The organism is Pseudomonas sp. B34(2017) (genome assembly GCF_002112915.1).
GTDB classification, from domain to species: domain Bacteria; phylum Pseudomonadota; class Gammaproteobacteria; order Pseudomonadales; family Pseudomonadaceae; genus Aquipseudomonas; species Aquipseudomonas pharyngis.
In genome coordinates this window covers 568,203-593,288 of the sequence record NZ_NEJA01000001.1, presented here as the reverse complement: position 1 = coordinate 593,288, position 25,086 = coordinate 568,203, and the positions used below count along the sequence as shown (strand labels likewise).

Genomic DNA, 25,086 nt, shown 5'->3' with positions numbered 1-25,086 from the left:
GGCGGCAGTCCGCATTTTTTCATTTTCCCCTCTGGCTTATCCCCTGCAGAAGCCGTTACTGTGCGCCCAAAGAATAATTCGCAACACGGGGGAGCGTATGAAGGTGTTCTGTGGGCTGGGGCGATTGTTGACCCTGCTGTTCTGCTGCGTGGTGCTGGCCAATCAGCTGGTGCCGTTTGTTCATCCGCTGCACCTGCTGGTCAATCTGGCCGGCGGTCTGCTGCTGGCGATCCACGTGCTCGAAGTGCTGCTGTGCAACCGCAGCCTCAAGGGGCGTCCGCACCCTTGGCGTGATCGTGGCCGCATCCTGTTGTTCGGCGTATTCCACCTGCAAACCATCCCGGCCCCGGCCGCTCCGGAGGCTTCCCATGCGTAAACTCTGCCTGCTTGCTGCATTCATCAGTCCCCTGGCCTGCGCCCAGGTGGTCAGCGTCGAAACCAACTCGCTGATGCGTCTGCCGAACACCGCCAGCACTCTGCAACTGGAGAAACTGGTGGTCGCCGATTACGGCACTTTGCTGATTCCCTCGAACGTGACCGAACTGAGTGTCGGCGAATTGCAGCTGGGCCATGAAGCGCGCATTGCCATCGTGCCGAGCGAACAGGCGCTGGAGATGAAAGTCAGCCGCGCCGAACTCGCCGAAGGCAGCCAGATCACCGCCCGTGGCGCACCGGGCACCTACGAAAAAGCTGCCCGCGCCGGGCGCAATCTGAATCTGCAGTTCAAGGCGTTGAACGCGCCGAAACTGGTGGTCGATGCCCGTGGCGGCACCGGTGCGCCGGGATTTGTCGGGCTTGATGGCGCCAACGGTCAGGAGCCGGGTTGCACCTGGGGTCAGGCGGGACACGGTTTTGATGGCAGCAACGGCAGCGATGGTCAGCCGGGTGCACCGGGCGCGCTGGTGCGACTTGAAGTACCGCGCGAGTTTCCGGCCGAGCTGATCAAGGTCGAAGTCGCCGGCGGTGCCGGTGGCCCGGCCGGTCCTGGCGGCAAACCGGGGGCGGGTGGCAAGTCCAAGGGCTGCCTGGTGTATCGCGCCGACGGCGGCAAGAGCGGCAAGCCGGGGGCTGACGGGCAGCCGGGGCCTGCGGGTGCGGCGGGGTCTGTCACCGTACAGCGCCTGTAATCGATTGCTCCCACCCTCTACGTTGATCGTTCCCACGCTCTGCGTGGGAATGCCTTTAGGGACGCTCCGCGTCCAGTGACGCGGAGCGTCACGGGCTGCATTCCCACGCAGAGCGTGGGAACGATCAGGTAAAACGCGCTTGTCAGAACGAGGGGCGCGCAGCAGCCACGGCCACCAGCAGCACCCCGATCAGCAGGTTGAACCCGACCACCTTGCGAATCCGCCCCAGCACTGCCGCACCCGCCGGCCAGTCCTTCGCCTGCACCGCCGTGCGCAGTTCCGGCAGCATCAATGCCTGAATCCGGATGAACAACGCGGTCATCACCACATACAACCCCATCATCACCTGCACATAGCGCGGTGCGTTGTCGAAGGCGATGTGTTGCAGGTGCAGCATGCCCACCCCGGTCACCGGCAGCAGAATCACCGCTCCCCACACCCAACGAAAAAAACCTTGAAACACTTCCACCCAGAGCGTCAGGCGCCCGGGACCGTCCAGGGCCTTCATCGCCGCAGGGCGCAGCACCATCCAGGCGAAAAACATACCGCCGACCCACACCAGCGCGGCCATTACATGGATGGGGTAAACGAGGCTAAAAGGTGTCATTGGGGTACTCCGTTCTGCGCGGGATCGATTCGCGGGGTATGATAGCCGCCGAACCGAACCACTGAAAATTTATCCAGCGTTTTTTGCGCCCGACACTCAATGATCAGCACTGAACTCAAAACCACGATCCAGGGCGCCTACTCGCGTTTTCTAGAGGCCAAGAGCCTCAAACCGCGTTACGGCCAGCGCCTGATGATCGCTGAAGTCGCCAAGGTCCTCGGTGATATCGACACCGACGACGAAGGCCGGCGCAGTGGCGACCCCGCGATTGTCGCGGTGGAAGCCGGCACCGGTACCGGCAAGACCGTGGCCTACAGCCTGGCGGCGATCCCGACCGCCAAACTGGCCGGCAAACGCCTGGTGATCGCCACCGCCACCGTCGCCCTGCAAGAGCAGATCGTCTACAAGGACTTGCCCGACCTGATGCGCAACAGCGGGCTGAACTTCAGCTTCGCCCTGGCCAAGGGCCGTGGCCGCTACATGTGCCTGTCCAAGCTCGACATGCTGTTGCAGGAAGGCCACGCACAGACCGCCACCGCCCAGTTGTTCGAAGAAGAAGGCTTCAAGATCGAGGTCGATGAGGCCAGCCAGAAGCTGTTCACCAGCATGATCGAGAAACTCGCCGGCAATAAATGGGACGGCGACCGCGACAGCTGGCCCAACGCGCTGGAAGACGCCGACTGGGCGCGCCTGACCACCGATCACAGCCAGTGCACCAACCGTCATTGCCCGAACTTCGGCCAGTGCGCCTTCTACAAGGCCCGCGAAGGTATGGGCAAGGTCGACGTGATCGTCACCAACCACGATATGGTGCTGGCTGACCTCGCACTGGGTGGCGGGGCCGTGTTGCCAGACCCGCGCGACACCATTTATGTATTCGACGAAGGCCACCACCTGCCGGACAAGGCCATCGGCCACTTCGCTCACTACACGCGCCTGCGTTCCACCGCCGACTGGCTGGAAACCACCGCCAAGAACCTCACCAAACTGCTGGCCCAGCACCCGCTGCCGGGCGATCTCGGCAAGCTGATCGAGCAGGTGCCGGAGCTGGCGCGGGAGATCAAGACCCAGCAGCAGTTCATGTTCACCGCCTGCGAACAGATCGCCGACTTCAAGCCCGGTGAAGATGTCGAAGGCCGCGAACGTCCGCGTCACCGCTTCATCGGTGGGGTGATTCCCGAGCACATGCGCGAGATGGGCATCGAGCTGAAAAAAGGCTTCGCCCGCCTCAACGACCTGTTCACCCGCCTGACGGATCTACTCAAGGAAGGCATGGACGGCGAGGTCAACATCGGCATCGCCAGCAATCAGGCCGAGGAATGGTATCCACTGTTCGGCAGCCTGTTGTCCCGTGCCTCCGGCAACTGGGAACTGTGGACCGCGTTCACCGCCGAAGACCCCGAAGACAACCCGCCGATGGCCCGCTGGCTGACCCTGGCCGAAAGCGGTTCGCTGTTCGACATCGAGGTCAACGCCAGCCCGATCCTCGCCGCCGAAACCCTGCGCCGCAGCCTGTGGAACGTGGCCTACGGCTGTCTGGTGACCTCGGCGACCTTGACCGCCCTCGGCACCTTCGACCGCTTCCGCATGCGTGCCGGCCTGCCGAAAAAAGCCGTCACCGCCGTGGTGCCGAGCCCGTTCCATCACGCCGATGCCGGTGTGTTGCGGGTGCCGGACCTGAAGGCCGACCCGCGGGATGCCGCTGCCCACACCGCCGCGATCATCCGCGACCTGCCGGAACTGGTCGAAGGCTCGCGCGGCAGTCTGGTGCTGTTCTCGTCGCGCAAACAGATGCAGGACGTGTTCGACGGCCTCGACCGTGACTGGCGCAAGCAAGTGTTCATTCAAGGCAACCTGTCGAAACAGGAAACCCTGAACAAGCACAAGGCGCGGGTCGATGGCGGCGATTCCAGCGTGTTGTTCGGCCTCGCCAGTTTTGCCGAAGGCGTGGATTTGCCGGGGGCCTACTGCGAACACGTGGTGATCGCCAAGATCCCGTTCTCGGTGCCGGACGACCCGGTCGAGGCGGCGCTGTCGGAATGGATCGAAGCCCGGGGCGGCAATCCGTTCATGGAAATCTCGGTGCCCGACGCCTCGCTGAAGCTGGTCCAGGCCTGCGGCCGTCTGCTGCGTACCGAAGAAGACCGCGGCACCATCACCTTGCTGGATCGGCGGCTGGTCACCCAACGCTACGGCAAGGCGATCCTCAATGCGTTGCCTCCTTTCCGTCGTGAAATATCCTGAGACATCGGTGGGCAGTTTTGCCCGCCGCGCTGTCTATCTCTCTGTCACTGCTTTTCCATTGGCCCTTGCGGGTCGTTAGGGAGAATTCCGTTCTCATGATTCGTCGTTCGTTGCCTGCCGTTTTTGCCCTGGTTTTCGCTGCGCCTTTATTCGCGGCACCTGCCGGCCAGCAGACCCTGTTCAACTTTGTTCGCCCCGCCGATGTGGTGAAGGTCGCGACCGAAAACGCCGACCTGCCGCAAGCCAACGCCGAGCAGACTCCCGAGGGTGAAGTGCTGCGCCGGGTGACGTTCAACCCGACGGCCCGCCCGACCTTGCGTCTGTCCCCGCAGACCGGTGCCTGGGACTGGTCACAGTCCGGCATGATGAGCCTGCGTATCCAGAGCGCGATGAACTGGGCGGTGACCGTCTACGTTCAGATCCAGAGCAATGACGGCAAGACCCTGGTCAGCCGCGTTGACCTGCCGGCCGGCCCGGCGCAGACCTTGCTCGTGCCGTTGACCGCGACCTCGCCACTCAGCCAGGGCATGAAAGCCGGCCCGGTGATGCCGATGACGATCGATGGGCAGCGCATTCTGCTGGCGAGCAGCAGCGGTGAGCTGGATCGCAGCCAGGTGGTATCGGTCAGCCTGTCGATGGACCAGCCGAAAGCCGCGCAAAGTCTGTTGCTCGAGCGCTTTGGCGTGCAGGACGAGGGCGAGGTGATCAAATCCGCCTACGGCAATCTGGTGGACGCCTATGGCCAGTCGACTCGCGGCAAGTGGCCGGAGAAAGTCGCCAATGACGAACAACTGAAATCCGCCGCCGCCAAAGAACAGCAACAACTGAACACCTGGCTGGCCGAGCGCGAAAAATCCTCGCTGGACAAGTTCGGTGGCTGGAGCAAAGGCCCGGCGTTCAAGGCCAGCGGTTTCTTCCGCACCGAGAAACGTGACGGCCGCTGGTATCTGGTGACGCCCGAGGGCCATCCGTTCTATTCCCTGGGCGTGAACACCGTCAGCCCGGAGGTCAACCAGACCTACGTGGCCGGCCGTGAATGGATGTTTGAATCCCTGCCAAAACCGGAAGAGCCGCTGGCCAGCCACTTCGGCGAGGGTGATAACCGTGGCGGCAACGGCGCCGATCAGGGCCGTGGCTACAACTTCGGGCGTTGGTACGACTTCTACGGCGCCAACCTTCAGCGTCTGTATGGTGAGCCGTGCACCCCGGACAGTGGCAACAAGGCCGGAGTGGCCGAAGCCGCCAAGGCCGGGGCCGCTGAAGAAGCGGCGACCAACGCCAGTGCACCGGTAGCCGCCTCCGAACAGCCGAAATCCGGGGTTGCCGAGTCGGCCGCGACAACCGGGCAAAATGTCGCGACACCGTGCAAAAACACGGTCGACGAACAAAAGTGGGCCAGCCACACCCTTGATCGCCTGCAAGCCTGGGGCTTCAACACCATCGGTAACTGGAGCGCCCCCGCCCTCAGTGACGCCGAGCGCATGCCGTACACCTTGCCGCTGTCGATCGTCGGCGATTACACCAGCATCAGCACCGGCACCGACTGGTGGGGCGGCATGCCTGACCCGTTCGATCCGCGTTTCGCCATGGCCACCGAACGCGCCGTGGCGATTGCCGCCCGCGATCATCGCGATGATCCGTGGCTGATCGGCTACTTCGCCGACAACGAACTGGCCTGGGCCGGCCCCGGCGATGATCCGAAATCCCGTTACGCGCTGGCCTACGGCACCTTGAAAATGACCACCGACGTTCCGGCCAAACGCGCGTTCCTCAAGCAGTTGCGCGACAAGTACCGCAATCAGGCGGGGCTGTCGAAGGCCTGGGGCATTGATCTGCCGGCGTGGGAATTGATGGAAGACCCGGGTTTCGAGGCGCCGCTGCCGAACCCGGAGCATCCGGAAATCGAGGCCGACTTCAAATACTTCCAGAAGGTCTTCGCCGATACCTACTTCAAGACCATTTCCGACTCGCTGAAATGGCACGCGCCGAACCAGTTACTGCTCGGTGGCCGTTTCGCCACCAGCACCCCGGAAGCCGTGGCGTCCTGCGCCCAGTATTGCGACGTGCTGAGCTTCAACATGTACACCCTGCAACCGCAGGACGGTTATGACTTCGCCGCGCTGCGCAACCTCGACAAACCGGTGCTGATCACCGAATTCAACTTCGGCTCCACCGACCGTGGCCCGTTCTGGGGCGGCGTGACCCCGTTGAGCAAGGAAGAAGATCGCGGCCCTGCCTATGCCAACTTCCTCAAACAGGCGCTGAGCGAACCGTCGATTGTCGGCGTGCACTGGTTCCAGTATCTGGATCAACCGGTGACCGGGCGCCTGCTCGATGGCGAGAACGGTCACTTTGGTCTGGTCGGGGTCACTGATCTGCCGTTTCAGGGCTTTGTCGAAACAGTGCGCAAAAGCAACCTGGCGACCGTCGATCAGTTGAGCAAAGAGGCGCAGAAAGCGGCTGCCGCAGCGGACAAGGCCGGCCACGAAACCGAAGGCGGCCGCAAGGCTGACGCCGGCAAAGGCCCGGGGCATGGCGCAGGCCACACCGGCGGGCATTCCGGCAACGGCCACTGATCAATACGAAACGTGAAGACCGCCCGGCCCGCAGCGGTTCCCAAAAGCCTCACGGGCTGGAACAATGCGGGCCACTTTGTAGAGCGTTTTCGCGGGGGAGTTGCGGGTGCAGATTCAGGGACATTACGAGCTTCAATTCGAAGCGGTGCGCGAGGCCTTCGCCGCACTGTTCGACGATCCCCAGGAACGCGGCGCCGCGTTGTGCATCCGGGTCGGCGGGGAAACCGTCCTCGACCTCTGGTCCGGCACCGCCGACAAGGACGGCGCCGAGGCCTGGCACAGCGACACCATCGCCAATCTGTTCTCCTGCACCAAGACCTTCACCGCGGTCACCGCGCTGCAACTGGTCGCCGAAGGCAAGTTGCAGCTCGATGCGCCGGTCGCCCGTTACTGGCCGGAATTCGCCGCCGCCGGCAAGGAAACCGTCACACTGCGCCAACTGCTTTGCCATCAGGCCGGTCTGCCGGCCCTGCGCGAATTGCTGGCACCGGAAGCGCTGTACGACTGGCAAACCATGGTCGACGCCCTCGCGGCCGAAGCACCGTGGTGGACGCCGGGCACCGGTCACGGCTATGCCGCGATCACCTACGGCTGGCTGATCGGCGAATTGCTGCGGCGCGCCGACGGTCGTGGACCGGGGGAGTCGATCGTCGCGCGGGTCGCCAAACCTTTGGGGCTGGATTTTCATGTCGGTCTGGCCGACGAAGAATTCCATCGCGTGGCGCACATTGCCCGTGGCAAAGGCAACACTGGCGACGCCGCCGCCCAGCGCCTGCTGCAAGTCACCATGCGCGAACCAACAGCGATGAGCACTCGGGCCTTCACCAATCCGCCGTCGGTGCTCACCAGCACCAACAAGCCGGAATGGCGCCGCATGCAGCAACCGGCGGCCAACGGCCACGGCAATGCGCGCAGTCTGGCCGGGTTCTACGCCGGTCTGCTCGACGGCAGCCTGCTGGAAAGCGAAATGCTCGACGAACTGACCCGTGAACACAGCCTCGGCGAGGACAAGACCTTGCTGACCCGCACCCGTTTCGGTCTCGGTTGCATGCTTGATCAACCCGACGTGCCGAATGCCACTTACGGCCTCGGCCCGCGTGCATTCGGGCATCCGGGTGCGGGTGGTTCCATCGGTTTTGCTGATCCGGAGCACGATGTGGCCTTCGGATTTGTGACAAATACCCTTGGGCCGTATGTCCTGATGGATCCGCGCGCGCAGAAGCTGGCGCGGGTACTTGCCACTTGTCTGTAAAGCGTCGTCCGAGGTTCCAGGGCCGGAACCTCATGGCGAATTTCGTTTCAAAGCGTCTGTTTATCCGGGCGAAAGTCCTCTGATTGTTCACTAATTATTTTTGTGGGTTTCCAATGTCGTCCAAACAAACTCTCGCCCTGGCCCTGTGTTTCGCAATGACCGGTTGTGCACAGACTCCGAAGAACGACGCCGATGGCGGCAGCTGGTGGCCGTTCGGTTCTTCCGACAAAGTCGCAGCCAAGGAGCCGGCTCCGGCGCCTGCGCCGTTGAAACCGGCCGCCACCGCGCCGGTGGCCAAGGCTGAGAGCAGCAGTCCGTGGTACTGGCCGTTTGGCTCGGACGACTCGGCGGCAGCCAAGCCAGAAGTGAAAGCTGAAGCCAAGCCCGAAGCAAAACCGGTCGAAGTCGCCAAGGCTGAGGCCGACAAGGGCGGCAAATGGTGGTGGCCGTTTGGCGGCAAGGAGCAGGACACGGCCAAAGTCGTGCCGATGCCCGATCCGAAAGTCACTCAAGCCTGGCTGGATGATTACGAACCGCGCCTGCGCACCGCGATCAAGGACAGCAATCTGCAACTCGAACGCCGTGAAAACGTGCTGGTCGTGACCGCGCCGGTGGAAGGCTCGTTCAACCCGGATCGCCCGGCCATGCTGCTGCCAGTGACTCTCGGCCCGTTCACCCGCGTGGCGAAAATCCTCGAAGCCGACCCGAAAACCGCCGTACTGGTGCTCGGTCACAGTGACACCACCGGCGCCGCTCCGGCCAACGTCAAGTTGAGCCAGGAACGCGCCCAGGCTGTGGCGGCGATCTTCCGCCTCAGCGGCCTGCAGCGTGATCGCCTGATGTTGCGCGGCATGGGTTCTGAAGCACCGCGTGCCGCCAACGACAGCGTTGAGGGCCGTGCCCTGAACCGCCGTGTCGAACTGCTGGTGACTCCGCAAAACACCATGGTCGCGCTGCTGAGCAAATACAACATGCCAGCACCTAAGCCGGTGACCATGGTCGCCGCCCAGGACGTCAAGCCTGCCGCCAAACCGGTAACCCCGGCGCCGGCTGCGAAGAAGGCCGCCGTACCGGCCACCAAAAAGGCTCCGGCCAAGAAAGCTGCTGCCAAGGCTCCAGCGAAGAAGGCCCCGGCCAAGGCTCCGGCGAAAAAGACCGCACCCGCCAAAGCCGCTGCAACCGACAAGAAAGTCGCTGCGACCGATACCACCAAAAAGTGATCCGCTAACGAAAAGGAATGCGCCGTGACCCAGTCTCTGGCAGATATGCGTCGTGATTACACCCGGGACGGCCTGACCGAGGCGCAAGCCCCGGCCGAGCCCTTTGCGTTGTTTCACCAGTGGTTTGCCGAAGCGGTGAAAACCGAACAGGCGCCAGTGGAAGCCAACGCGATGACCCTGGCCACGGTGGATGCGGACGGCCGTCCGCATTGCCGCATTCTGCTGCTCAAGGGGCTGGACGAGCAGGGCTTCACCTTCTTCACCAACTACGAAAGCGCCAAGGGCCAGCATCTGGCGGCGAACCCGTTTGCTGCCATGACATTCTTCTGGCCGACCCTGGAGCGCCAGGTGCGGATCGAAGGGCGGGTGGTGAAGGTCACGCCCGAAGAGTCGGATGCGTACTATCAGGTGCGACCGCTGGGGAGCCGACTCGGCGCCTGGGCGTCATCGCAGAGCCGGGTGATCAACGGCCGGGGTGAACTGGAAGACTTGCTCAAGGCGACCGAGCAACGCTTCACCGACACTCAGCCTCACTGCCCGGAACACTGGGGCGGTTACCGCCTGCTCCCCGAGCGCATCGAGTTCTGGCAGGGCCGCGCGAGCCGTCTGCACGATCGCCTCAACTACCGTGTGCAGGGCGCCGACTGGATTCTTGAACGTCTGGCACCCTGAGCAGTCTACCGAGCGGGATAGCCTGCCGCAGCGGCCTCAAGCCACTTCGGCAGGTCCCGGCGCTTGATCTTCTGCGCCTGAGCCTGCTTCAGCCGTTCGAGCATGAAGGCGCGTTTGCCTTCATCCTTGCCGGCCAGTGACAATGCCAGATCGCGATCCATCCAGCGTTTGATCCGCACATACAGCCACCAATGAAAGTACAGGCCGGCGGCTGTGGTGACGACAATGATGAAGTAATCCATGGAAATCCTTGGGTCGGCGGCGCAGGAAATGGAATTTGGCGCTACTGTTGGGTGAGTTCGCGGGCGCCTGTACCGGGCCTGAATGAAAGCAACTTAATCCGGGCGACGCCGTGACAGGCGTCAAGCTGCGGAGTTTAATGAATACCTGTCCTTTGGAGTTGATGCTATGCGTAAGTCTGTTCTGCTGGTTGCTTCCTTTTCCACGATGGCGATGTTGCTGACCGGCTGCCAGTCGAGCCTGACCGGTGACTCCTACTCCCGTGACGAAGCGCGTCGCGTGCAGACGATTCGCATGGGCACCATCGAATCCCTGCGTCCGGTGAAAATTGAAGGCACCAAGACCCCGATCGGCGGCGCTGCCGGTGCAGTGGTTGGCGGCGTCGGTGGCAGCGCGATCGGCGGCGGCAAAGGCAGCATCGTTGCAGCCGTTATCGGTGCCGTGGCCGGCGGCCTGATCGGTTCGGCCACCGAAGAAGGCCTGACCCGCACCCAAGGTGTTGAAATCACCGTACGTGAAGACGACGGCAGCATGCGCGCCTATGTGCAGCAAGTGCAGGAGAATGAAGTGTTCCGCGTGGGTGAGCGGGTACGGATTTCGACCGTTGGCGGGACCAGCCGCGTTTCGCACTAATCGCAAACGAGCGGTAAAAGAAAACCCCGATCAGGTGACTGGTCGGGGTTTTTCTTTATATGTTCACGAGCTCGCACGAGTACCAATGAAGTATTCCAAGCCTTGCGGAAAGTCGACTTTAAGTAGCTCAGCTGCCTGTCTGACCTGACTCTCTGTCATCTCCAGCTCTCCTGGTTCTATTTCCTCAAGTGGTTTGGATTCAGTGATTTGCGCTAACGCTTGGCTCAATCCGTAGTCTTTGACCTTAAGCTCGAATTGCAACGAGTCATCCTGTTTCTCATCGGGGAAAAATCCGGTGATCGATAAATAGCGCATCTCTTTCTCTTTAGTGAGTTATTTGGGAGTCGTTCTGCCTGGCTTTGCTTTTTTTGTTCGCTCTCCGGTCAAATGATTGAATTCTCCCAAATGAATTCCCAGCTTGTCGTACAGCTCAATAGCGCCGGTTTTGGAGTCCCATTCATATATCCGGCCTTTTCCATCAAGCCAGCGGGCTCTCTTTTTCCCACCACCTCGTACTGAGGCCTTTGACTTCACCCTTTGAGTGTCGGGGAACGCAGGAAGTGTTTCGGGATCATCGTAGTACTTATGGTCTCCAGGTTTGCTGACAACAATGTACAGCGGCTTAACCCCGGACTCCGCCGGAAACACCAATATGAAATCCCGATACTCCGGCGGATAAACCGGATTCACCAGAATCCCGTCCGCCGCTTTCGTCGGCGGGTACACCCAGATATGCGGCGCCTGCGGAGCAGCCTCCAGTTCCGGAATACCAAGAATGTCGGAACCATCCACGGCAGGCGTCCAGACCAGCTCAACACCTTCACCAAGGTCTGCGACAAACCGGCTATCGCGTGCAGCGAACTGCACAACATCAACCATCTCCCAATCGCGATTCTTGCCGGTGTAGAAGTCGTAGCCCTTAAGGCTGCCATCGGCCTGCTGTTCAACGCGCAAGCGCACACGGGTTCGGGCCTGTTTGAGGGCGAGCAACTGGTCTTCGGTATAGAGCGCGCTGTCGCCCAGGTTCGAGGGCACGAACATCGCCACCAGCCCGAGCAACGGACTGATGACAGCGGCGGAGGCCATCGCGGGCAATGCCTTGAACGCCTCACCGGCAAGGGAAAAAGTGCCCAGCCCCGCAGGAATGGCGGTGCCGCTGATTTTCTTGAGCTCAACCCCGCCGCTGCCATCGGCTTCCCGGCCACCGAGCAAAATCAGCTCGCCGTAATCCTTCAGGCTGTCAGTCGGCACCATCCCCGAAGGATTCGAGTAATCGATGATCGCGTCCGGCAACTTGCAGGACTTGGCAAATACGCAGCCCGCGCACCGGCTCAGGCTTGTTCGCCGCCACCTCACGGCTACGCTCGAAGGCGTCCTGCCTCGCTAGCATGGCGTCGTACTTGTCTTGTCGTTCTTGCTGATCGGCTAGTTCGGTGGCCGTCATGTAGCGGTAGGTAACGTGATGCCCGTCGCCTGCCGGTGGGTTGGGAACCCGGGGAATGTCCTTTTGACCAGCCACTAATTGTCCTTTCGTTCATGCATCGGCAACCCCTCGCAAGGGGCTGCACGACGTTAACGAAGCAGGAAAATCGTGGCTGTAGGACGTATCTCTAAAGACGTGGGGATTGTTCGCTACGGCTATCGCAGCGCGCTGTTCTTTCTGCTCGCCGCCAATGTCACCGCATAACCGATCAATGCCGCGAACACCGACCCGGTGAGAATGCCCATCCGGTCCATCCCGGCGTATTCACTGGCGCCCGGCACGAAGGCGAGGGAGCCGACAAACAGGCTCATGGTGAAGCCGATCCCGCAGAGGATCGCCACGCCCAGCACCTGGCCCCAGTTGGCGCCTTGGGGCAGGGCGGCGATGCCGATTTTTACGGCGAGCCAGGTCAGGCCGAACACGCCGAGGGTCTTGCCCAGCAGCAGGCCGACGGCGATGCCCATCGGGACATGGTGGGTGAAGCTTTCGGCGGTGACGCCAGTCAGCGACAGGCCGGCGTTGGCGAAGGCGAACAGCGGCAGAATGCCGTAGGCGACCCACGGGTGCAGCGCGTGTTCGAGGGTCAGCAGCGGCGAAGGCTCGGCATTCTTGGTGCGCAGCGGGATGCAGAACGCCAGGGTCACACCGGCCAGCGTCGCATGGACACCGCTCTTGAGCACGCAGACCCAGAGGATCAGACCGATGATCATGTACGGCCCGAGCTTGACCACGCCGAGCCGGTTCATCGCCACCAGCGCCGTGATGCACGCCGCCGCCAGGCCCAGCGACAGGGTCGAGAGCTCACCGGAGTAGAAGATCGCAATGATCACGATGGCACCGAGGTCATCGATGATTGCCAGGGTCATCAGGAACAGCTTCAGCGACACCGGCACGCGCTTGCCGAGCAAGGCCAGTACGCCAAGGGCGAAGGCGATGTCGGTGGCGGTCGGAATCGCCCAGCCATCCAGGGCTGCGGGATTGTCACGGTTGAGAAACCAGTAGATCAGCGCCGGCACCAGCATGCCGCCGATGGCCGCCGCGCCGGGCAGGACGATCTGCGACGGTTTCGACAGCTGGCCGTCGAGGACTTCGCGCTTCACTTCCAGGCCGATCAGCAGGAAGAACAGCGCCATCAGACCGTCGTTGATCCACAGCAGCAAGGGTTTGGCGATCTTCAACGCGCCGATCTGCGCCACCACCGGGGTGTCGAGCAGGCCGTTGTACAACCACGACAGCGGCGAGTTGTTAATGATCAGAGCCAGGATGGCTGCGGCGATCAGTAACAGACCGCTGGCAGCTTCCAACTGAAAGAAACGCGTGAAAGTGCTACGCAGAGGCAAGGTCGCTCTCCATCGATAAAGTCAAAAGGTGGCACACCCTAACCCGTACCGTTAGTTGTTAAAACAAAAGTTATATTCTTTTTTGTTATATATGGTTACAGGCATCGGCCCCCACGTGCAGGAGAGCCTAGCAGTTGCCCAAGGGATTGAAGTTCAGCTGTATCTGTCGGTGCCGTAGGTTTTTTCCTAAGCTTGGGGGCTGAGCCTGTAAAGGCACTTCTGCCCGATTCAACGAGAACGACAGCCATGAGCGACAACCGACAGTGGGCCCGCGAAGCCATCCGGATCATCGAAGCGGACTTCCAGCGCAGCGCCGACACCCACCTGATCCCCTTGCCGCTGCCGGGTTTTCCGGGCATCGAGTTGTATTTCAAGGACGAGTCCAGCCACCCGACCGGCAGCCTCAAGCATCGACTGGCCCGTTCGCTGTTTCTCTACGCCTTGTGTAACGGCTGGCTCAAGCCCGGCGCGCCGGTGATCGAGGCGTCCAGTGGTTCGACGGCGATTTCCGAAGCGTACTTCGCGCGGATGCTCGGCCTGCCGTTCATTGCGGTGATGCCGGCGACCACTTCCAAGGAAAAGATTGCGCAGATCGCCTTCTACGGTGGCCAGAGTCATCTGGTGGATGATCCGACCCAGATCTACGCCGAATCCGAACGCCTGGCCCGCGAACACGACGGTCACTTCATCGACCAGTTCACCTACGCCGAACGCGCCACTGACTGGCGGGCGAACAACAACATCGCCGAATCGATCTTCCAGCAAATGCGCTACGAACAGCATCCATGCCCGGCCTGGCTGATCTCCAGCCCCGGCACCGGCGGTACCACCGCGACCCTCGGGCGTTACGTGCGTTATCGCCAGCACTGCACCCGCGTGCTGTGCGCTGATGCCGAGCGTTCGGTGTTCTTCGATTTTTACCAGACTGGCGACGCGAGTTTGCGTCTGGACCACGGTTCGCGGATCGAAGGCATCGGCCGGCCTCGGGTGGAGGCGTCGTTCCTGCCCAAGGTGATCGACGCGATGGTCAAGGTGCCGGATGCGTTGTCGCTGGCGGCCATGCATTACCTGGCGCAGCGTCTGGGCCGGCATGTGGGCGGGTCGAGCGGCACCAACCTGATCGGCGCGCTGATGGCGGCGCAGCAGATGAAAGCGGCGGGGGAGTCAGGCTCGATCGTGGCGATCCTGTGCGATGGCGGCGAGCGCTATGCGGACACCTATTACGATCAGGCGTGGCTCAAGGCGCAGGGCTATGAGCTGGAGGGATTGATGGCGGCTGTAGCGGCGAGTGCCGAGAGGGGTGAGGCGCTGCCGACCTCGGTTCTGCGCGCCAATATTTGATACACCCGGAACCTGATGTGGGAGCAAGCCCGCTCCCACAATTTTCCGGTGTCAGGCCTCGAGACCGAGGATGTCACGCGCCACTGCTTCCGCAATCCGAATCCCGTCAACACCCGCCGACAGAATCCCGCCCGCATAACCCGCGCCTTCACCGGCCGGGAACAGCCCTTTGACGTTCATGCTCTGCAGCGCCTCGTTACGCGTGATGCGCAGCGGTGACGAGGTGCGGGTCTCGATTCCGGTCAGCACTGCATCGTGCAGCGAATAACCGCGTATCTGCTTCTCGAACGCTGGCAGTGCTTCGCGGATCGCTTCGATGGCGAAGTCCGGCAGGGCAAGGGCCAGATCGCCCAGGGCCACGCCCGGTTTGTACGACGGTTCGACTTCGCCCAGTTCAGTCGAAGGAATGTCGTTGATGAAGTCGCCGACCAGTTGCGCCGGTGCCTTGTAGTCACTGCCGCCGAGGATGAAGGCGTGGGACTCCAGACGTTCCTGCAACTCGATCCCGGCCAGCGGGCCGCCCGGATAATCGACTTCAGGAGTGATGCCGACGACGATGCCGGAGTTTGCGTTGCGCTCATTACGCGAGTACTGGCTCATGCCGTTGGTGACCACGCGGTTCGGCTCGGAGGTCGCCGCCACCACGGTGCCGCCCGGGCACATGCAGAAGCTGTAGACCGAACGGCCGTTCCTGGCGTGGTGCACCAGTTTGTAGTCGGCGGCGCCCAACTTGGGGTGACCGGCGTACTTGCCCAGACGCGCGCGGTCGATCAGCGATTGCGGGTGCTCGATCCGGAAACCCACCGAGAACGGCTTGGCTTCCATGAACACGCCACGGCTGTGGAGCATGCGGAAGGTGTCGCGGGCACTGTGGCCGAGGGCCAGGACCACGTGTTTCGAATGCAGGATTTCGCCGCTGGCCAGCTCGACGCCGACCAGTTGGCCGTCTTCGATCAGCACGTCGGTGACGCGTTCCTGGAAGCGCACTTCACCGCCGAGAGCGCGGATTTCTTCGCGCATGGTCTCGACCATGCCGGTCAGACGGAACGTACCGATGTGCGGTTTGCTGACGTAGAGGATTTCTTCCGGCGCACCGGCCTTGACGAACTCGTGCAGGACTTTACGGCCGAGGAATTTCGGATCCTTGATCTGGCTGTACAGCTTGCCGTCGGAGAACGTGCCCGCGCCGCCTTCGCCGAACTGCACGTTGGACTCGGGGTTGAGCACGCTTTTGCGCCACAGGCCCCAGGTGTCCTTGGTGCGCTGGCGCACTTCGGTGCCGCGTTCGAGGATGATCGGCTTGAAGCCCATCTGCGCCAGCAGCAGGCCGGCGAAGATCCCGCACGGACCGAAACCGACCACGATCGGGCGCTGGCTCAGGTCGCTCGGCGCCTGGCCGACGAATTTGTAGCTGACATCCGGCGCCACGTTGACGTTACGGTCGTCGGCGAACTTGCCCAACACTTTGGCCTCGTCGCGCACTTCGAGGTCGATGGTGTAGATGAAGCACAGTTCGGAGGACTTTTTGCGCGCATCGTAGCTGCGCTTGAACAAGGTGAAGTCGAGCAGGTCATCGCTGGCAATGCCCAGGCGTTGCACGATGGCAGCGCGCAGGTCTTCGTCGGGATGGTCGATCGGCAGCTTGAGTTCGGTGATTCGTAACATGACAGGATCCGGTTCGCGGGGCGCACAACTGCGCCAGGGCGTTTGAAGGCGGCGATTATAAGCCGCATCGGCCGGATCCCGTGAGGGTAAAACGATCAGTCGTTGCGCGAGCCGCCGAAATACCCGCAACCGCGCTGTACCTGGCCGTCGATACGCAACTCGGCGCTCATGTGCTGCACGCTGCCGGTGCTGCTGTCGACGCAGCGCTGCGGCGCCACCCACAGTTCGATGCGCTGGTTGTTGGCTTCGCTGCTGAGGTTGAAGCGGCCATCGCCCAGTTGTTCTTCGACGTAAGGCACGGCGAGCGGCGGCTGGCCTTCGCGGTCGATGACCAGGCCCTTGCCGCTGACTTTTACGTTCCATTCCGGACCATGGCCGGCGGCGCGCAGGATCAGCTGTTTGAAGTTGGGATCGTCGCAGGCAGTGCCGGAGCGTTCGACGCGATAGAGCTGGGTCAGGTCGAGGCGGTCGCCGGCGATCTTTCCGCGCACGTCGGCGAACAGTTTGCCCTGCTCATCGGCCAGCGTGGCGGCCTCTTGCAGGACGCTGGTGCCGCCGATGTCATTGACTACGTATTGGCGCTGCTCGCCGCAGGCCTGGAACACCAGTTTGCCGTCGGCAGCGGTCAGTTGCCCCTGCATCCGCGTCTGGCCGACGTGGGAGGCGCTTTCCCGCGCCCCATCGAACAACTGGCACGCGGCAAACAACGGGAGCAGGGCAACAACGATCAGGGAACGGGCAACACGCATCTTCGGCTCTCCAGACAAGTGCCGCCACGTTACGCAGGCTGACCGTTCATCACAAGGGTTTAGCCCACGTGAAATGTCTGACCTGTCTGCAAGCCTTCGACACTCTTGGCGTAGGCCAATGCCACATCCGCCGCAGGAACCGGCTTGTAGCCACGGAAGTACGGGGCGTAGCTGCCCATGGCTTCGACCAGCACGGTCGGGCTGATCGAGTTCACGCGCAGGCCGCGTGGCAGTTCGATGGCGGCGGCGCGCACGAAGCTGTCCAGCGCGCCGTTGACCAGTGCAGCCGAGGCGCCGCTGCGGATCGGATCGTGGCTGAGCACGCCGGTGGTGAAGGTGAACGAGGCGCCGTCGTTGGCGAATTCGCGGCCGATCAGCAGCAGATTGACCTGGCCCATCAACTTGTCTTTCAGGCCGAGGGCGAAGCTGTCTTCGGTCATGTCACCCAACGGGGCGAAGGTTACGTTGCCGGCGGCGCAGACCAGCGCGTCGAACTTGCCGGTCTGTTCGAACAGCTTGCGGATCGATGCGCTGTCGCTGATATCCACCTGCAAATCGCCGCTGCTGCGACCGATACGAATGACTTCATGACGCTGCGACAGCTCTTTGTCCACGGCCGAACCGATGGTGCCGCCCGCGCCGATCAACAGAATTTTCATCGTGATTGCCTCAAGTGATTGAACGAGGTTTCAGTCTAGAGTGGTTTTTTCTGCGGATAAGCGCACTAATGGGCAACCTTTGGTTTTCAAATGGAAACAATCCATGAGCGAGATGGATGATCTGGCGGCGTTCGCAGTGTTGATCGAAGCCGGCAGTTTTACCCTGGCGGCGCAGCAACTGGGATGCAGCAAGGGACAGTTGTCCAAGCGCATCAGTCAGCTGGAGGCGCGGTTTTCCGTGGTGTTGCTGCAACGCACCACGCGTCGGCTGAGCCTGACAGCGGCCGGCGCGGCGTTATTGCCACAGGCTCAGGCACTTGTAGTCCAGGTGGAGCGGGCGCGTCAGGCTTTGGCGCGATTGAAGGACGACATGGCCGGCCCGGTGCGTATGACGGTTCCGGTGTCGCTGGGGGAAACCTTCTTCGACGGTCTGCTGCTGGAGTTTTCCCGGAAATACCCTGAAGTGCAGATCGAACTGGAGCTGAGCAACAGCTACCGAGACCTGTCCCGCGAAGGTTTCGATCTGGCGATCCGCACTGAAGTGGCCAATGACGAGCGACTGGTGGCCAAGCCGTTGCTGGCCTGGCAGGAAATGACCTGCGCCAGCCCTGAATATCTGGAGCGCTTTGGTGAGCCGCTGACGCCGCAGGCGCTGGCCGAACACCGTTGCCTGCTCAACAGTCACTACAGCGGTCGCGAGGAATGGCTTTATCACCAGCAGCACGAACTGCTGCGGGTGCGGGTGTCGGGGCCGTTCGCCAGCAATCACTACAACCTGTTGAAGAAAGCCGCTCTGGCTGGCGCCGGCATTGCCCGCCTGCCTTCCTATCTGCTGCAGGCGGAATTGGCTGACGGCCGATTGCGCTGGCTCCTTCGCGATTTTCAGACCCGCCGCATGCCGATGTACCTGGTGCATCCGTACCAGGGCGGGTTACCGAAACGCACCCAAGTGCTGGCGGATTATCTGATCGGCTGGTTCAAGCTCAGCGGCGAGGCGCTGGACCGGTTGTAGTGCCGGGCGATCAGGTGATCGATCGACACTTTTCCCGGCCCGGTGGCCATCAGGTACAGCAACACCGCCATCCAGGTGCCGTGGGTCGGGTAGGCATCCGGATACACGAACAGTTGAATGGTCAGGGTCATGCCCAGCAATGCCAACGCCGAAAAGCGCGTGGCGAAGCCAATCAGGATCAGGACCGGGAAAAAGTGCTCGGCAAACGCGGCCAGATGCGCGGCGATTTCCGGCGACAGCAGCGGCACGTGGTACTCGCTCTTGAACAGCGGAATCGTCGAGTCCGCCAGATGCGGCCAGCCGAACTCGAAGGTGCCATCGATCAGGTCGACGGCCAGCCCTTCGACCTTGGTCTGCCCGGATTTCCAGAACACCGCTGCGATGGAAAAACGCGCGATGAAAGCGATCAGACTGTGGGGGATTTTTTCCAGCAGCGCGATGGCGCGGACAATGAGGCTGTTCATGACGACACCTTTGGATGGAAATGAGTGATGACTTGGCGACTGATCAGCAGGGCGAGGGTCTGGCTGAGGTCGAAGGCCTCGGCGGATTCCAGAGCCTGCGTGAGTGACAGGCCGGCCTTGAGCTGGCGAATGAACTGGCTGGCGCCGAGCTCCACGGCGAACACCTCGACCTCCAGTCCGTTGCGCAGGATCAGCGCGTGTTGGGCGTGATTGAGATCGATCCCGGCCAGGGTCGCGTCGTGCTGATGCGCGGCCCAGATGTCCACCACGGCGAAGTTTGAATCGAGCAGATACAGCGAAGGGTGCACGCCAATGCGCAGTTCATTCAGCGCATCGGCATCTGCGAATACGGCAGCGATCCGCTCCTGACTCAGAGGCAACGCATCGGCCGCGTGATAGGCCAGCGTACGCAGGCGTTCCAGCCTTGCGACGTCGGCCAGATAGGGAACGCTCGAGGCTGGTTCGAAGCCTCTGAGGAAATCCTCCAGCTCACTGCCGTAGTCGCTCATCAACGGACTGTGGGGCGGACGGCTTTGCACGAAAATTCCGGCCATGGCCCGGAAGAATTCGTCCCCCACCAGCTGCATCACCACGGGATAACTGTCGGCCAGTGCATTGATCAACGAACCCTGCACGTTGTTGCGGTACACCGCGAAACGGCTGGCCGGATCGGCGCCGTTGGCACTGCACAAACCCTCGGGGCAGGGCAGGTCGATATCGAGCAACGCTGCGCTGAATGCGGCTTGAGTGTTCATGGCCGACCTCCCGCGCACAGCAACAGCTCATCGGCCTGCTGCGCTTCCGCCAACAGCACGTTGAGGGCCGGCACCTGATTGTCCCGTTCGATCAGCGTCGCCACCGGGCCGACACGTTCCAGCGCTTGCCGGTACAACGACCAGACCGCTTGATCGATCGGCGCACCGTGATCGTCGATGAGCAAGCGATCACCGAGGCTGTCGGAGTCTTCGGCAAACCCGGCCAGATGTATCTCGCCCACCGCGTGCAGCGGCAGTGCATCGAGGTAAGCCAGGGGATCGCGTTGATGGTTGATGCACGAGACGTAGACATTGTTCACGTCCAGCAACAGCCCGCAGCCAGTACGCCGGATGACTTCGCGGATGAAGTCCGCTTCGTCGATTGTCGAGCGCTCGAATGCCAGGTAGGTCGCCGGGTTTTCCAGCAGCATCGGACGTTTGAGGGTGCTTTGTACCTGGTCGATGTGGTCGCAGACGCGGTTCAGCGTCGGCGTGTCGTAAGCCAGGGGCAGCAGGTCATTAAGGAACACCGGGCCATGGCTCGACCAGGCCAGGTGTTCGGAAAAGGAGTGGGGTTGATAGCGCTCGATCAGCGCGGCCAGGCGTTTGAGGTGCTGGACATCCAGCGGGCCTTCGGCCCCGATGGACAGCCCGACCCCATGCAACGACAGCGGATACGCGTCGCGGATCAAACCCAGAAAATGGTGAAACGGGCCGCCGGCCACCATGTAGTTTTCGGCGTGGACTTCAAAGAATCCGATGTCCGGACGTGAATCGAGCACTTCGCTGAAGTGCTCGCTCTTGAGCCCCAGCCCGGCACGGGACGGGAGCCCGGTGAGGGCTGCCCGAGTGCGGCGCAAGGCATGGTCGCGGGATGTGATCATGATCGACACTCGGGCGGCTCCCGGATCAGGACTTGGCTTTGAACGCTTCGAGCTGACCGAAACCGGTCGGCGAGGTTTTGCTTTCGGTGGTGGTGCAGGTGCCTTTCGGAACCAGCTTCCAGGCGTTGGCCTGATGATCCATTTTCGCGGTGCCGGCACAGGTGGTGCCCGCGCCTGCGGCGCAATCGTTCTTGCCTTTCATGGCCACGCCGAAGCATTTTTCCATGTTGTCGTCAGCGGCGTGGGCGGTGGAGACGGCAGCGATGCTCAGGGCGGAACCGAGGGCCAGAACCAGGGCGGTGGCGGACAGGGTGCGGGTGGTAGCAGTCATGATGTTTCTCCGGTTTGAACTTGGGTTTGAACAAGCGATTGCGCTTGCTTGCCCCACTAGAGAAACGACTCGGCGATGCGTTACAGCGATCGGTAAAAGTTTTTTGCCGGGCACAAAAAAAACGGCCCGAAGGCCGTTTTCTGTTTGAAGCGATCCATCAACCGCCGAGGTACGCCTCGCGTACTTTCGGGTCGGTCAGCAGCGCTTCTCCGGTGCCTTGCATCACCACCCGGCCGTTCTCCAGAACGTACGCACGGTCAGCGATTTTCAGCGCCTGGTTGGCGTTCTGCTCGACCAGGAACACCGTCACACCGTCCTTGCGCAGCTGTTCGATGATGTCGAAGATCTGCTGGATGATGATCGGTGCCAGGCCCAGCGACGGTTCGTCGAGCAGCAGCAGTTTCGGCTTGCTCATCAGCGCACGGCCGATGGCGAGCATTTGCTGTTCGCCGCCGGACATGGTGCCGCCGCGCTGGTTGAAGCGTTCTTTCAGGCGTGGGAAAAGTCCGAGAACCTTGTCCATCTGTTCCTGATAGTCGCCCTTGTCGGTGAAGAATCCGCCCATGGACAGGTTTTCTTCGACGGTCAGACGGGCAAACACCCGACGACCTTCCGGCACCACGGCGATGCTCTTGCGCATGATTTGCGACGAGTCCTGGCCGACCAGTTCCTCACCCATGTAGCGGATGCTGCCGCTGTGGGCCTGCGGCGAACCGCACAGCGTCATCAGCAGCGTGGACTTGCCGGCACCGTTGGCGCCGATCAGGGTCACGATCTCGCCCTGGCGGACTTCGACGTTGACGCTGTGCAGCGCCTGGATCTTGCCGTAGAAGGTGGAAACGTTTTCGAACTGCAGCATTTACGCTTCCCCCAGGTAGGCTTTGATCACTTCAGGATTGTCGCGGATCTGTTCCGGCGTGCCGTCGGCCAGGGGCGTGCCCTGGTTGATTACGACGATGTGGTCGGAAATGCTCATGACCAGTTTCATGTCGTGTTCGATCAGCAGCACGGTCACGTTGTGCTCTTCACGCAGCACGCTGATCAGCGCCTTGAGGTCTTCGGTTTCCTTCGGGTTCAGGCCGGCGGCCGGTTCGTCGAGCATGAGGATCCGCGGACGGGTCATCATGCAGCGGGCGATTTCCAGACGACGCTGCTGACCGTAGGCCAGGGTGCCGGCGGGGCGGTTGGCGAACTCTTTCAGGTTGACCTTTTCCAGCCAGTACTCGGCGAACTCCATGGCCTCGCGCTCGCTCTTGCGAAACGCCGGGGTCTTGAACAGGCCGGACAGGAAGTTGGTGTTCAGGTGACGGTGCTGGGCGATCAACAGATTCTCGACCGCCGTCATGTCCTTGAACAGGCGCACGTTCTGGAAGGTGCGCACCACGCCTTTGAGGGCGATCTTGTGGCCCGGCAGGCCGTGGATCGGCTCGCCGTCCAGCAGGATGCTGCCGCCCGATGGCTGGTAGAAACCGGTCAGGCAGTTGAACACGGTGGTCTTGCCGGCGCCGTTCGGCCCGATCAGTGCCACCACCTGTTTTTCCTTCACGGTCAGGGCCACGCCGTTGACCGCCAGCAGGCCGCCGAAGCGCATGCTCAGATTTTCGACTTTCAGGATCTCGCGGCTCATTTGCGCAGCTCCATGTGAGGACGTTGCATGGGCAGCAGACCTTGAGGTCGCCAGATCATCATCAGCACCATCAGGGCGCCGAACATCAACATGCGGTACTCACTGAACTCACGCATCATTTCCGGCAGCAGGATCATCACCACGGCCGCGAGAATCACGCCCAACTGCGAGCCCATGCCACCCAGCACCACGATGGCGAGGATGATGGCGGACTCGATGAAGGTGAACGATTCCGGCGTCACCAGACCCTGACGGGCGGCGAAGAAGCTGCCGGCGAAACCGGCGAAGCTCGCGCCCAGGGTGAACGCCGAGAGCTTGATCACGGTCGGGTTGAGACCCAGCGCGCGGCAGGCGATTTCATCTTCACGCAGTGCTTCCCACGCACGGCCGATCGGCATGCGCAGCAGGCGGTTGATGATGAACAGCGCCGCCAGCGCCAGCAGCAGGGCAACCAGGTAGAGGAAGATCACCTTGTTGATCGAGTTGTATTGCAGGCCGAAATACTCGTGGAAGGTTTGCAGGCCTTCCGCAGCCTTGCGTTCGAAGGTCAGGCCGAAGAACGTCGGTTTCTCGATGTTGCTGATGCCGTTCGGGCCGCCGGTGATGTCGGTCAGGTTACGCAGGAACAGGCGGATGATTTCCCCGAAACCGAGGGTCACGATCGCCAGGTAGTCGCCGCGCAGACGCAACACCGGGAAGCCGAGCAGGAAGCCGAACGTCGCCGCCATCAGACCGGCAATCGGCAGGCAGATCCAGAAGCTCAGGCCGTAGTAGTGCGACAGCAACGCGTAGCTGTAGGCGCCGACGGCGTAGAAACCGACGTAACCCAGGTCGAGCAGACCGGCCAGACCGACCACGATGTTCAGGCCCAGGCCGAGCATCACGTAGATCAGGATCAGCGTCGCGATATCCACTGCGCCGCGGGAGCCGAAGAACGGCCACACCAGCGCACCGATGATCAGCGCGATGATGAAGTAGCGCTGGGTGGAAGGCAGGGTCAGGAAGTTGCTGGCCTTGGCCGGGATCAGCGGCATGCCAGGCGAAGAACGCCACGCCTTGCTGATCTGCTGGTTGAACAGCACTCGCAGGAACATCAGCACCGAGCAGATGGCGATGGTCGCCAGAATGGCCGGGCTGGTGTTGTGCACTTCCAGGTTGATGCCGACGATGGTCAGTTTCAGACCCAGTACCGGATAGGCCACGGCCCAGACCAGCAAGGCGCTGAACAGCGCCTGTTTAAGATTCCTAGTCATACTTTCTCAACCTCCGGACGGCCCAGAATGCCGGTCGGACGGAACAACAGCACCAGAACCAACAAGCCGAAAGCCACGACGTCCTTGTACTGGTCACCGAAGATATCGGCGCCAAAGGCTTCCGCCACCCCGAGCACCAGCCCGCCGAGCATGGCGCCGGGGATGCTGCCGATCCCGCCCAGTACTGCGGCGGTGAAGGCCTTGAGGCCGACGAGGAAACCGGCGTTCGGGTTGATCACGCCGTATTGCATGCTCAGCAGCACGGCCGCGACGGCCGCCAGCGCAGCACCGATGACGAAGGTCAGGGCGATGATGTTGTTGGTGTTGATGCCCAGCAGGTTGGCCATCTTGATGTCTTCGGCGCAGGCGCGGCAGGCGCGGCCCAGGCGAGAGCGGGAGATGAACAGCGTGAGGCCGAGCATGGCGATCAGGGTCACCACGAACACCACGATTTGCATGTAGGAAATCAGCACTTCATGTGCGCCACCCGGGCCGAAGGCGAAGTTGCCCGGAATCAGGTTGGGGATTGCTTTGTCCTTGGAGTCTTGCGCCAGCAGAACCGTGTTCTGCAGGAAGATCGACATACCGATCGCGGAAATCAGCGGGATCAGACGGTTGCTGCCGCGCAACGGGCGGTAGGCAATGCGTTCGATGCTGTAACCGTAGGAACTGGTGACGACGATGCTGGCGATGAACGCCACGGTCATCAGCAGCGGGACGCTTTCGAGTCCCATCATGGTCAGCCCGGCGATGGCGATGAACGCCACGTAGGAACCGATCATGTACACCTCGCCGTGGGCGAAGTTGATCATTCCAATGATGCCGTAGACCATCGTGTAGCCGATGGCGATCAGGGCATACATGCTGCCAACGTTCAAGCCGTTAACCAGCTGTTGGAAGAAGTGATAGATGTCAGGCATTACAGCGCTCCTAAAAACCTGATACGCATTTC

Annotated in this window: 25 protein-coding genes and 1 pseudogene; 10 read left to right on the top strand and 16 right to left on the bottom strand. The window is 62.0% G+C overall.

Going from position 1 to position 25,086, the window contains the following annotated elements:
• Nucleotides 1-97: 97 nt before the first annotated feature.
• Both CAF80_RS02840 and CAF80_RS02835 read left to right on the top strand, forming a co-directional pair.
• On the top strand, nucleotides 98-376 hold the full coding sequence (locus tag CAF80_RS02840; protein WP_039771353.1) for a DUF1145 domain-containing protein: 279 nt from the start codon (nucleotides 98-100) through the stop codon (nucleotides 374-376).
• The gene (locus tag CAF80_RS02835; protein ID WP_039771355.1) at nucleotides 369-1,127 is read left to right on the top strand and encodes a collagen-like triple helix repeat-containing protein; all 759 of its coding nucleotides are present in this window, start codon (nucleotides 369-371) and stop codon (nucleotides 1,125-1,127) included. Before CAF80_RS02840 ends, CAF80_RS02835 begins: the two co-directional genes overlap by 8 nt.
• 142 nt (nucleotides 1,128-1,269) lie before the next feature.
• Here CAF80_RS02835 and CAF80_RS02830 read toward each other — a convergent pair whose 3' ends face one another.
• Nucleotides 1,270-1,734 (bottom strand): CopD family protein, encoded by a 465-nt coding sequence (locus tag CAF80_RS02830; RefSeq protein ID WP_085666825.1) that lies wholly within the window; start codon nucleotides 1,732-1,734, stop codon nucleotides 1,270-1,272.
• A 99-nt stretch (nucleotides 1,735-1,833) separates the two neighbouring features.
• Here CAF80_RS02830 and dinG point away from each other — a divergent pair, with 99 nt between their 5' ends.
• The 5 genes from dinG (at nucleotide 1,834) to pdxH (ending at nucleotide 9,698) form a co-directional block, all read left to right on the top strand.
• On the top strand, nucleotides 1,834-3,978 hold the full coding sequence (dinG, locus tag CAF80_RS02825; protein ID WP_007952008.1) for an ATP-dependent DNA helicase DinG: 2,145 nt from the start codon (nucleotides 1,834-1,836) through the stop codon (nucleotides 3,976-3,978).
• A 95-nt stretch (nucleotides 3,979-4,073) separates the two neighbouring features.
• Nucleotides 4,074-6,554, top strand: coding sequence for a beta-galactosidase (locus CAF80_RS02820; RefSeq protein ID WP_085666824.1), 2,481 nt, complete (start codon nucleotides 4,074-4,076; stop codon nucleotides 6,552-6,554).
• Between the two features lie 106 nt (nucleotides 6,555-6,660).
• Nucleotides 6,661-7,806 (top strand): serine hydrolase domain-containing protein, encoded by a 1,146-nt coding sequence (locus CAF80_RS02815; protein WP_085666823.1) that lies wholly within the window; start codon nucleotides 6,661-6,663, stop codon nucleotides 7,804-7,806.
• A 113-nt stretch (nucleotides 7,807-7,919) separates the two neighbouring features.
• Nucleotides 7,920-9,026: an OmpA family protein gene (locus CAF80_RS02810; RefSeq protein ID WP_085666822.1), complete on the top strand. Its 1,107-nt coding sequence runs from the start codon at nucleotides 7,920-7,922 to the stop codon at nucleotides 9,024-9,026.
• 24 nt (nucleotides 9,027-9,050) lie between these two features.
• Complete coding sequence (gene pdxH / locus CAF80_RS02805) at nucleotides 9,051-9,698, top strand: pyridoxamine 5'-phosphate oxidase (protein ID WP_085666821.1); 648 nt, start codon at nucleotides 9,051-9,053, stop codon at nucleotides 9,696-9,698.
• Nucleotides 9,699-9,703: 5 nt separating this feature from the next.
• Here pdxH and CAF80_RS02800 read toward each other — a convergent pair whose 3' ends face one another.
• Nucleotides 9,704-9,940, bottom strand: coding sequence for a hypothetical protein (locus tag CAF80_RS02800; protein WP_007959143.1), 237 nt, complete (start codon nucleotides 9,938-9,940; stop codon nucleotides 9,704-9,706).
• 166 nt (nucleotides 9,941-10,106) lie between these two features.
• Between CAF80_RS02800 and CAF80_RS02795 the strand changes: the two genes are divergently transcribed.
• Nucleotides 10,107-10,571: a glycine zipper 2TM domain-containing protein gene (locus CAF80_RS02795; RefSeq protein ID WP_007969461.1), complete on the top strand. Its 465-nt coding sequence runs from the start codon at nucleotides 10,107-10,109 to the stop codon at nucleotides 10,569-10,571.
• Nucleotides 10,572-10,634: 63 nt separating this feature from the next.
• Here the strand turns inward: CAF80_RS02795 and CAF80_RS02790 are convergent, their stop codons facing one another.
• From CAF80_RS02790 to nhaA, 3 genes and pseudogenes are all read right to left on the bottom strand, one after another.
• Complete coding sequence (locus CAF80_RS02790; RefSeq protein WP_039771372.1) at nucleotides 10,635-10,886, bottom strand: pyocin S6 family toxin immunity protein; 252 nt, start codon at nucleotides 10,884-10,886, stop codon at nucleotides 10,635-10,637.
• Nucleotides 10,887-10,904: 18 nt separating this feature from the next.
• A pseudogene (locus tag CAF80_RS02785) lies at nucleotides 10,905-12,090 on the bottom strand (S-type pyocin domain-containing protein).
• 119 nt (nucleotides 12,091-12,209) lie between these two features.
• A complete protein-coding gene (gene nhaA / locus CAF80_RS02780) occupies nucleotides 12,210-13,394 on the bottom strand; it encodes a Na+/H+ antiporter NhaA (protein ID WP_039771376.1) in 1,185 nt (394 codons plus the stop codon).
• A gap of 246 nt (nucleotides 13,395-13,640) precedes the next feature.
• Between nhaA and CAF80_RS02775 the strand changes: the two genes are divergently transcribed.
• Complete coding sequence (locus CAF80_RS02775; RefSeq protein WP_039771378.1) at nucleotides 13,641-14,735, top strand: PLP-dependent cysteine synthase family protein; 1,095 nt, start codon at nucleotides 13,641-13,643, stop codon at nucleotides 14,733-14,735.
• Nucleotides 14,736-14,786: 51 nt separating this feature from the next.
• On the opposite strand, the gene CAF80_RS02770 is transcribed toward CAF80_RS02775, so the two are convergent.
• The 3 genes from CAF80_RS02770 to CAF80_RS02760 all read right to left on the bottom strand — a co-directional run bounded on the left by CAF80_RS02770 (nucleotide 14,787) and on the right by CAF80_RS02760 (nucleotide 17,808).
• Nucleotides 14,787-16,400: an NAD(P)/FAD-dependent oxidoreductase gene (locus tag CAF80_RS02770; RefSeq protein WP_085666820.1), complete on the bottom strand. Its 1,614-nt coding sequence runs from the start codon at nucleotides 16,398-16,400 to the stop codon at nucleotides 14,787-14,789.
• Nucleotides 16,401-16,495: 95 nt separating this feature from the next.
• Entirely contained in the window at nucleotides 16,496-17,149 is a 654-nt protein-coding gene (locus tag CAF80_RS02765) for a COG3650 family protein (RefSeq protein WP_064593947.1), read from the bottom strand.
• A gap of 59 nt (nucleotides 17,150-17,208) precedes the next feature.
• The gene (locus CAF80_RS02760; protein WP_085666819.1) at nucleotides 17,209-17,808 is read right to left on the bottom strand and encodes a short chain dehydrogenase; all 600 of its coding nucleotides are present in this window, start codon (nucleotides 17,806-17,808) and stop codon (nucleotides 17,209-17,211) included.
• Between the two features lie 103 nt (nucleotides 17,809-17,911).
• Between CAF80_RS02760 and CAF80_RS02755 the strand changes: the two genes are divergently transcribed.
• Nucleotides 17,912-18,820, top strand: a complete 909-nt coding sequence (locus tag CAF80_RS02755; protein WP_085666818.1) for a LysR family transcriptional regulator — start codon at nucleotides 17,912-17,914, stop codon at nucleotides 18,818-18,820.
• Here CAF80_RS02755 and CAF80_RS02750 read toward each other — a convergent pair.
• From CAF80_RS02750 to livH, 8 genes are all read right to left on the bottom strand, one after another.
• Complete coding sequence (locus CAF80_RS02750) at nucleotides 18,769-19,284, bottom strand: DoxX family protein (protein ID WP_085666817.1); 516 nt, start codon at nucleotides 19,282-19,284, stop codon at nucleotides 18,769-18,771. The genes CAF80_RS02755 and CAF80_RS02750 overlap by 52 nt on opposite strands.
• On the bottom strand, nucleotides 19,281-20,039 hold the full coding sequence (locus tag CAF80_RS02745; RefSeq protein ID WP_085666816.1) for a DUF2063 domain-containing protein: 759 nt from the start codon (nucleotides 20,037-20,039) through the stop codon (nucleotides 19,281-19,283). Before CAF80_RS02745 ends, CAF80_RS02750 begins: the two co-directional genes overlap by 4 nt.
• Nucleotides 20,036-20,923, bottom strand: coding sequence for a DUF692 domain-containing protein (locus CAF80_RS02740; protein WP_085666960.1), 888 nt, complete (start codon nucleotides 20,921-20,923; stop codon nucleotides 20,036-20,038). The genes CAF80_RS02745 and CAF80_RS02740 overlap by 4 nt, the downstream gene beginning before the upstream one ends.
• Nucleotides 20,924-20,948: 25 nt before the next feature.
• The gene (locus CAF80_RS02735) at nucleotides 20,949-21,254 is read right to left on the bottom strand and encodes a DUF2282 domain-containing protein (protein ID WP_011332799.1); all 306 of its coding nucleotides are present in this window, start codon (nucleotides 21,252-21,254) and stop codon (nucleotides 20,949-20,951) included.
• Between the two features lie 157 nt (nucleotides 21,255-21,411).
• Nucleotides 21,412-22,113 (bottom strand): ABC transporter ATP-binding protein, encoded by a 702-nt coding sequence (locus CAF80_RS02730; RefSeq protein ID WP_003222380.1) that lies wholly within the window; start codon nucleotides 22,111-22,113, stop codon nucleotides 21,412-21,414.
• Nucleotides 22,114-22,881 (bottom strand): high-affinity branched-chain amino acid ABC transporter ATP-binding protein LivG, encoded by a 768-nt coding sequence (gene livG / locus CAF80_RS02725; protein ID WP_007959160.1) that lies wholly within the window; start codon nucleotides 22,879-22,881, stop codon nucleotides 22,114-22,116.
• Nucleotides 22,878-24,134, bottom strand: a complete 1,257-nt coding sequence (locus CAF80_RS02720; protein ID WP_039771392.1) for a high-affinity branched-chain amino acid ABC transporter permease LivM — start codon at nucleotides 24,132-24,134, stop codon at nucleotides 22,878-22,880. The genes livG and CAF80_RS02720 overlap by 4 nt, the downstream gene beginning before the upstream one ends.
• Nucleotides 24,131-25,054 carry a high-affinity branched-chain amino acid ABC transporter permease LivH gene (gene livH, locus CAF80_RS02715; RefSeq protein ID WP_007959165.1) on the bottom strand — a complete coding sequence of 308 codons (924 nt, stop codon included), beginning with the start codon at nucleotides 25,052-25,054 and terminating at the stop codon, nucleotides 24,131-24,133. The genes CAF80_RS02720 and livH overlap by 4 nt, the downstream gene beginning before the upstream one ends.
• Nucleotides 25,055-25,086 lie beyond the last annotated feature (32 nt).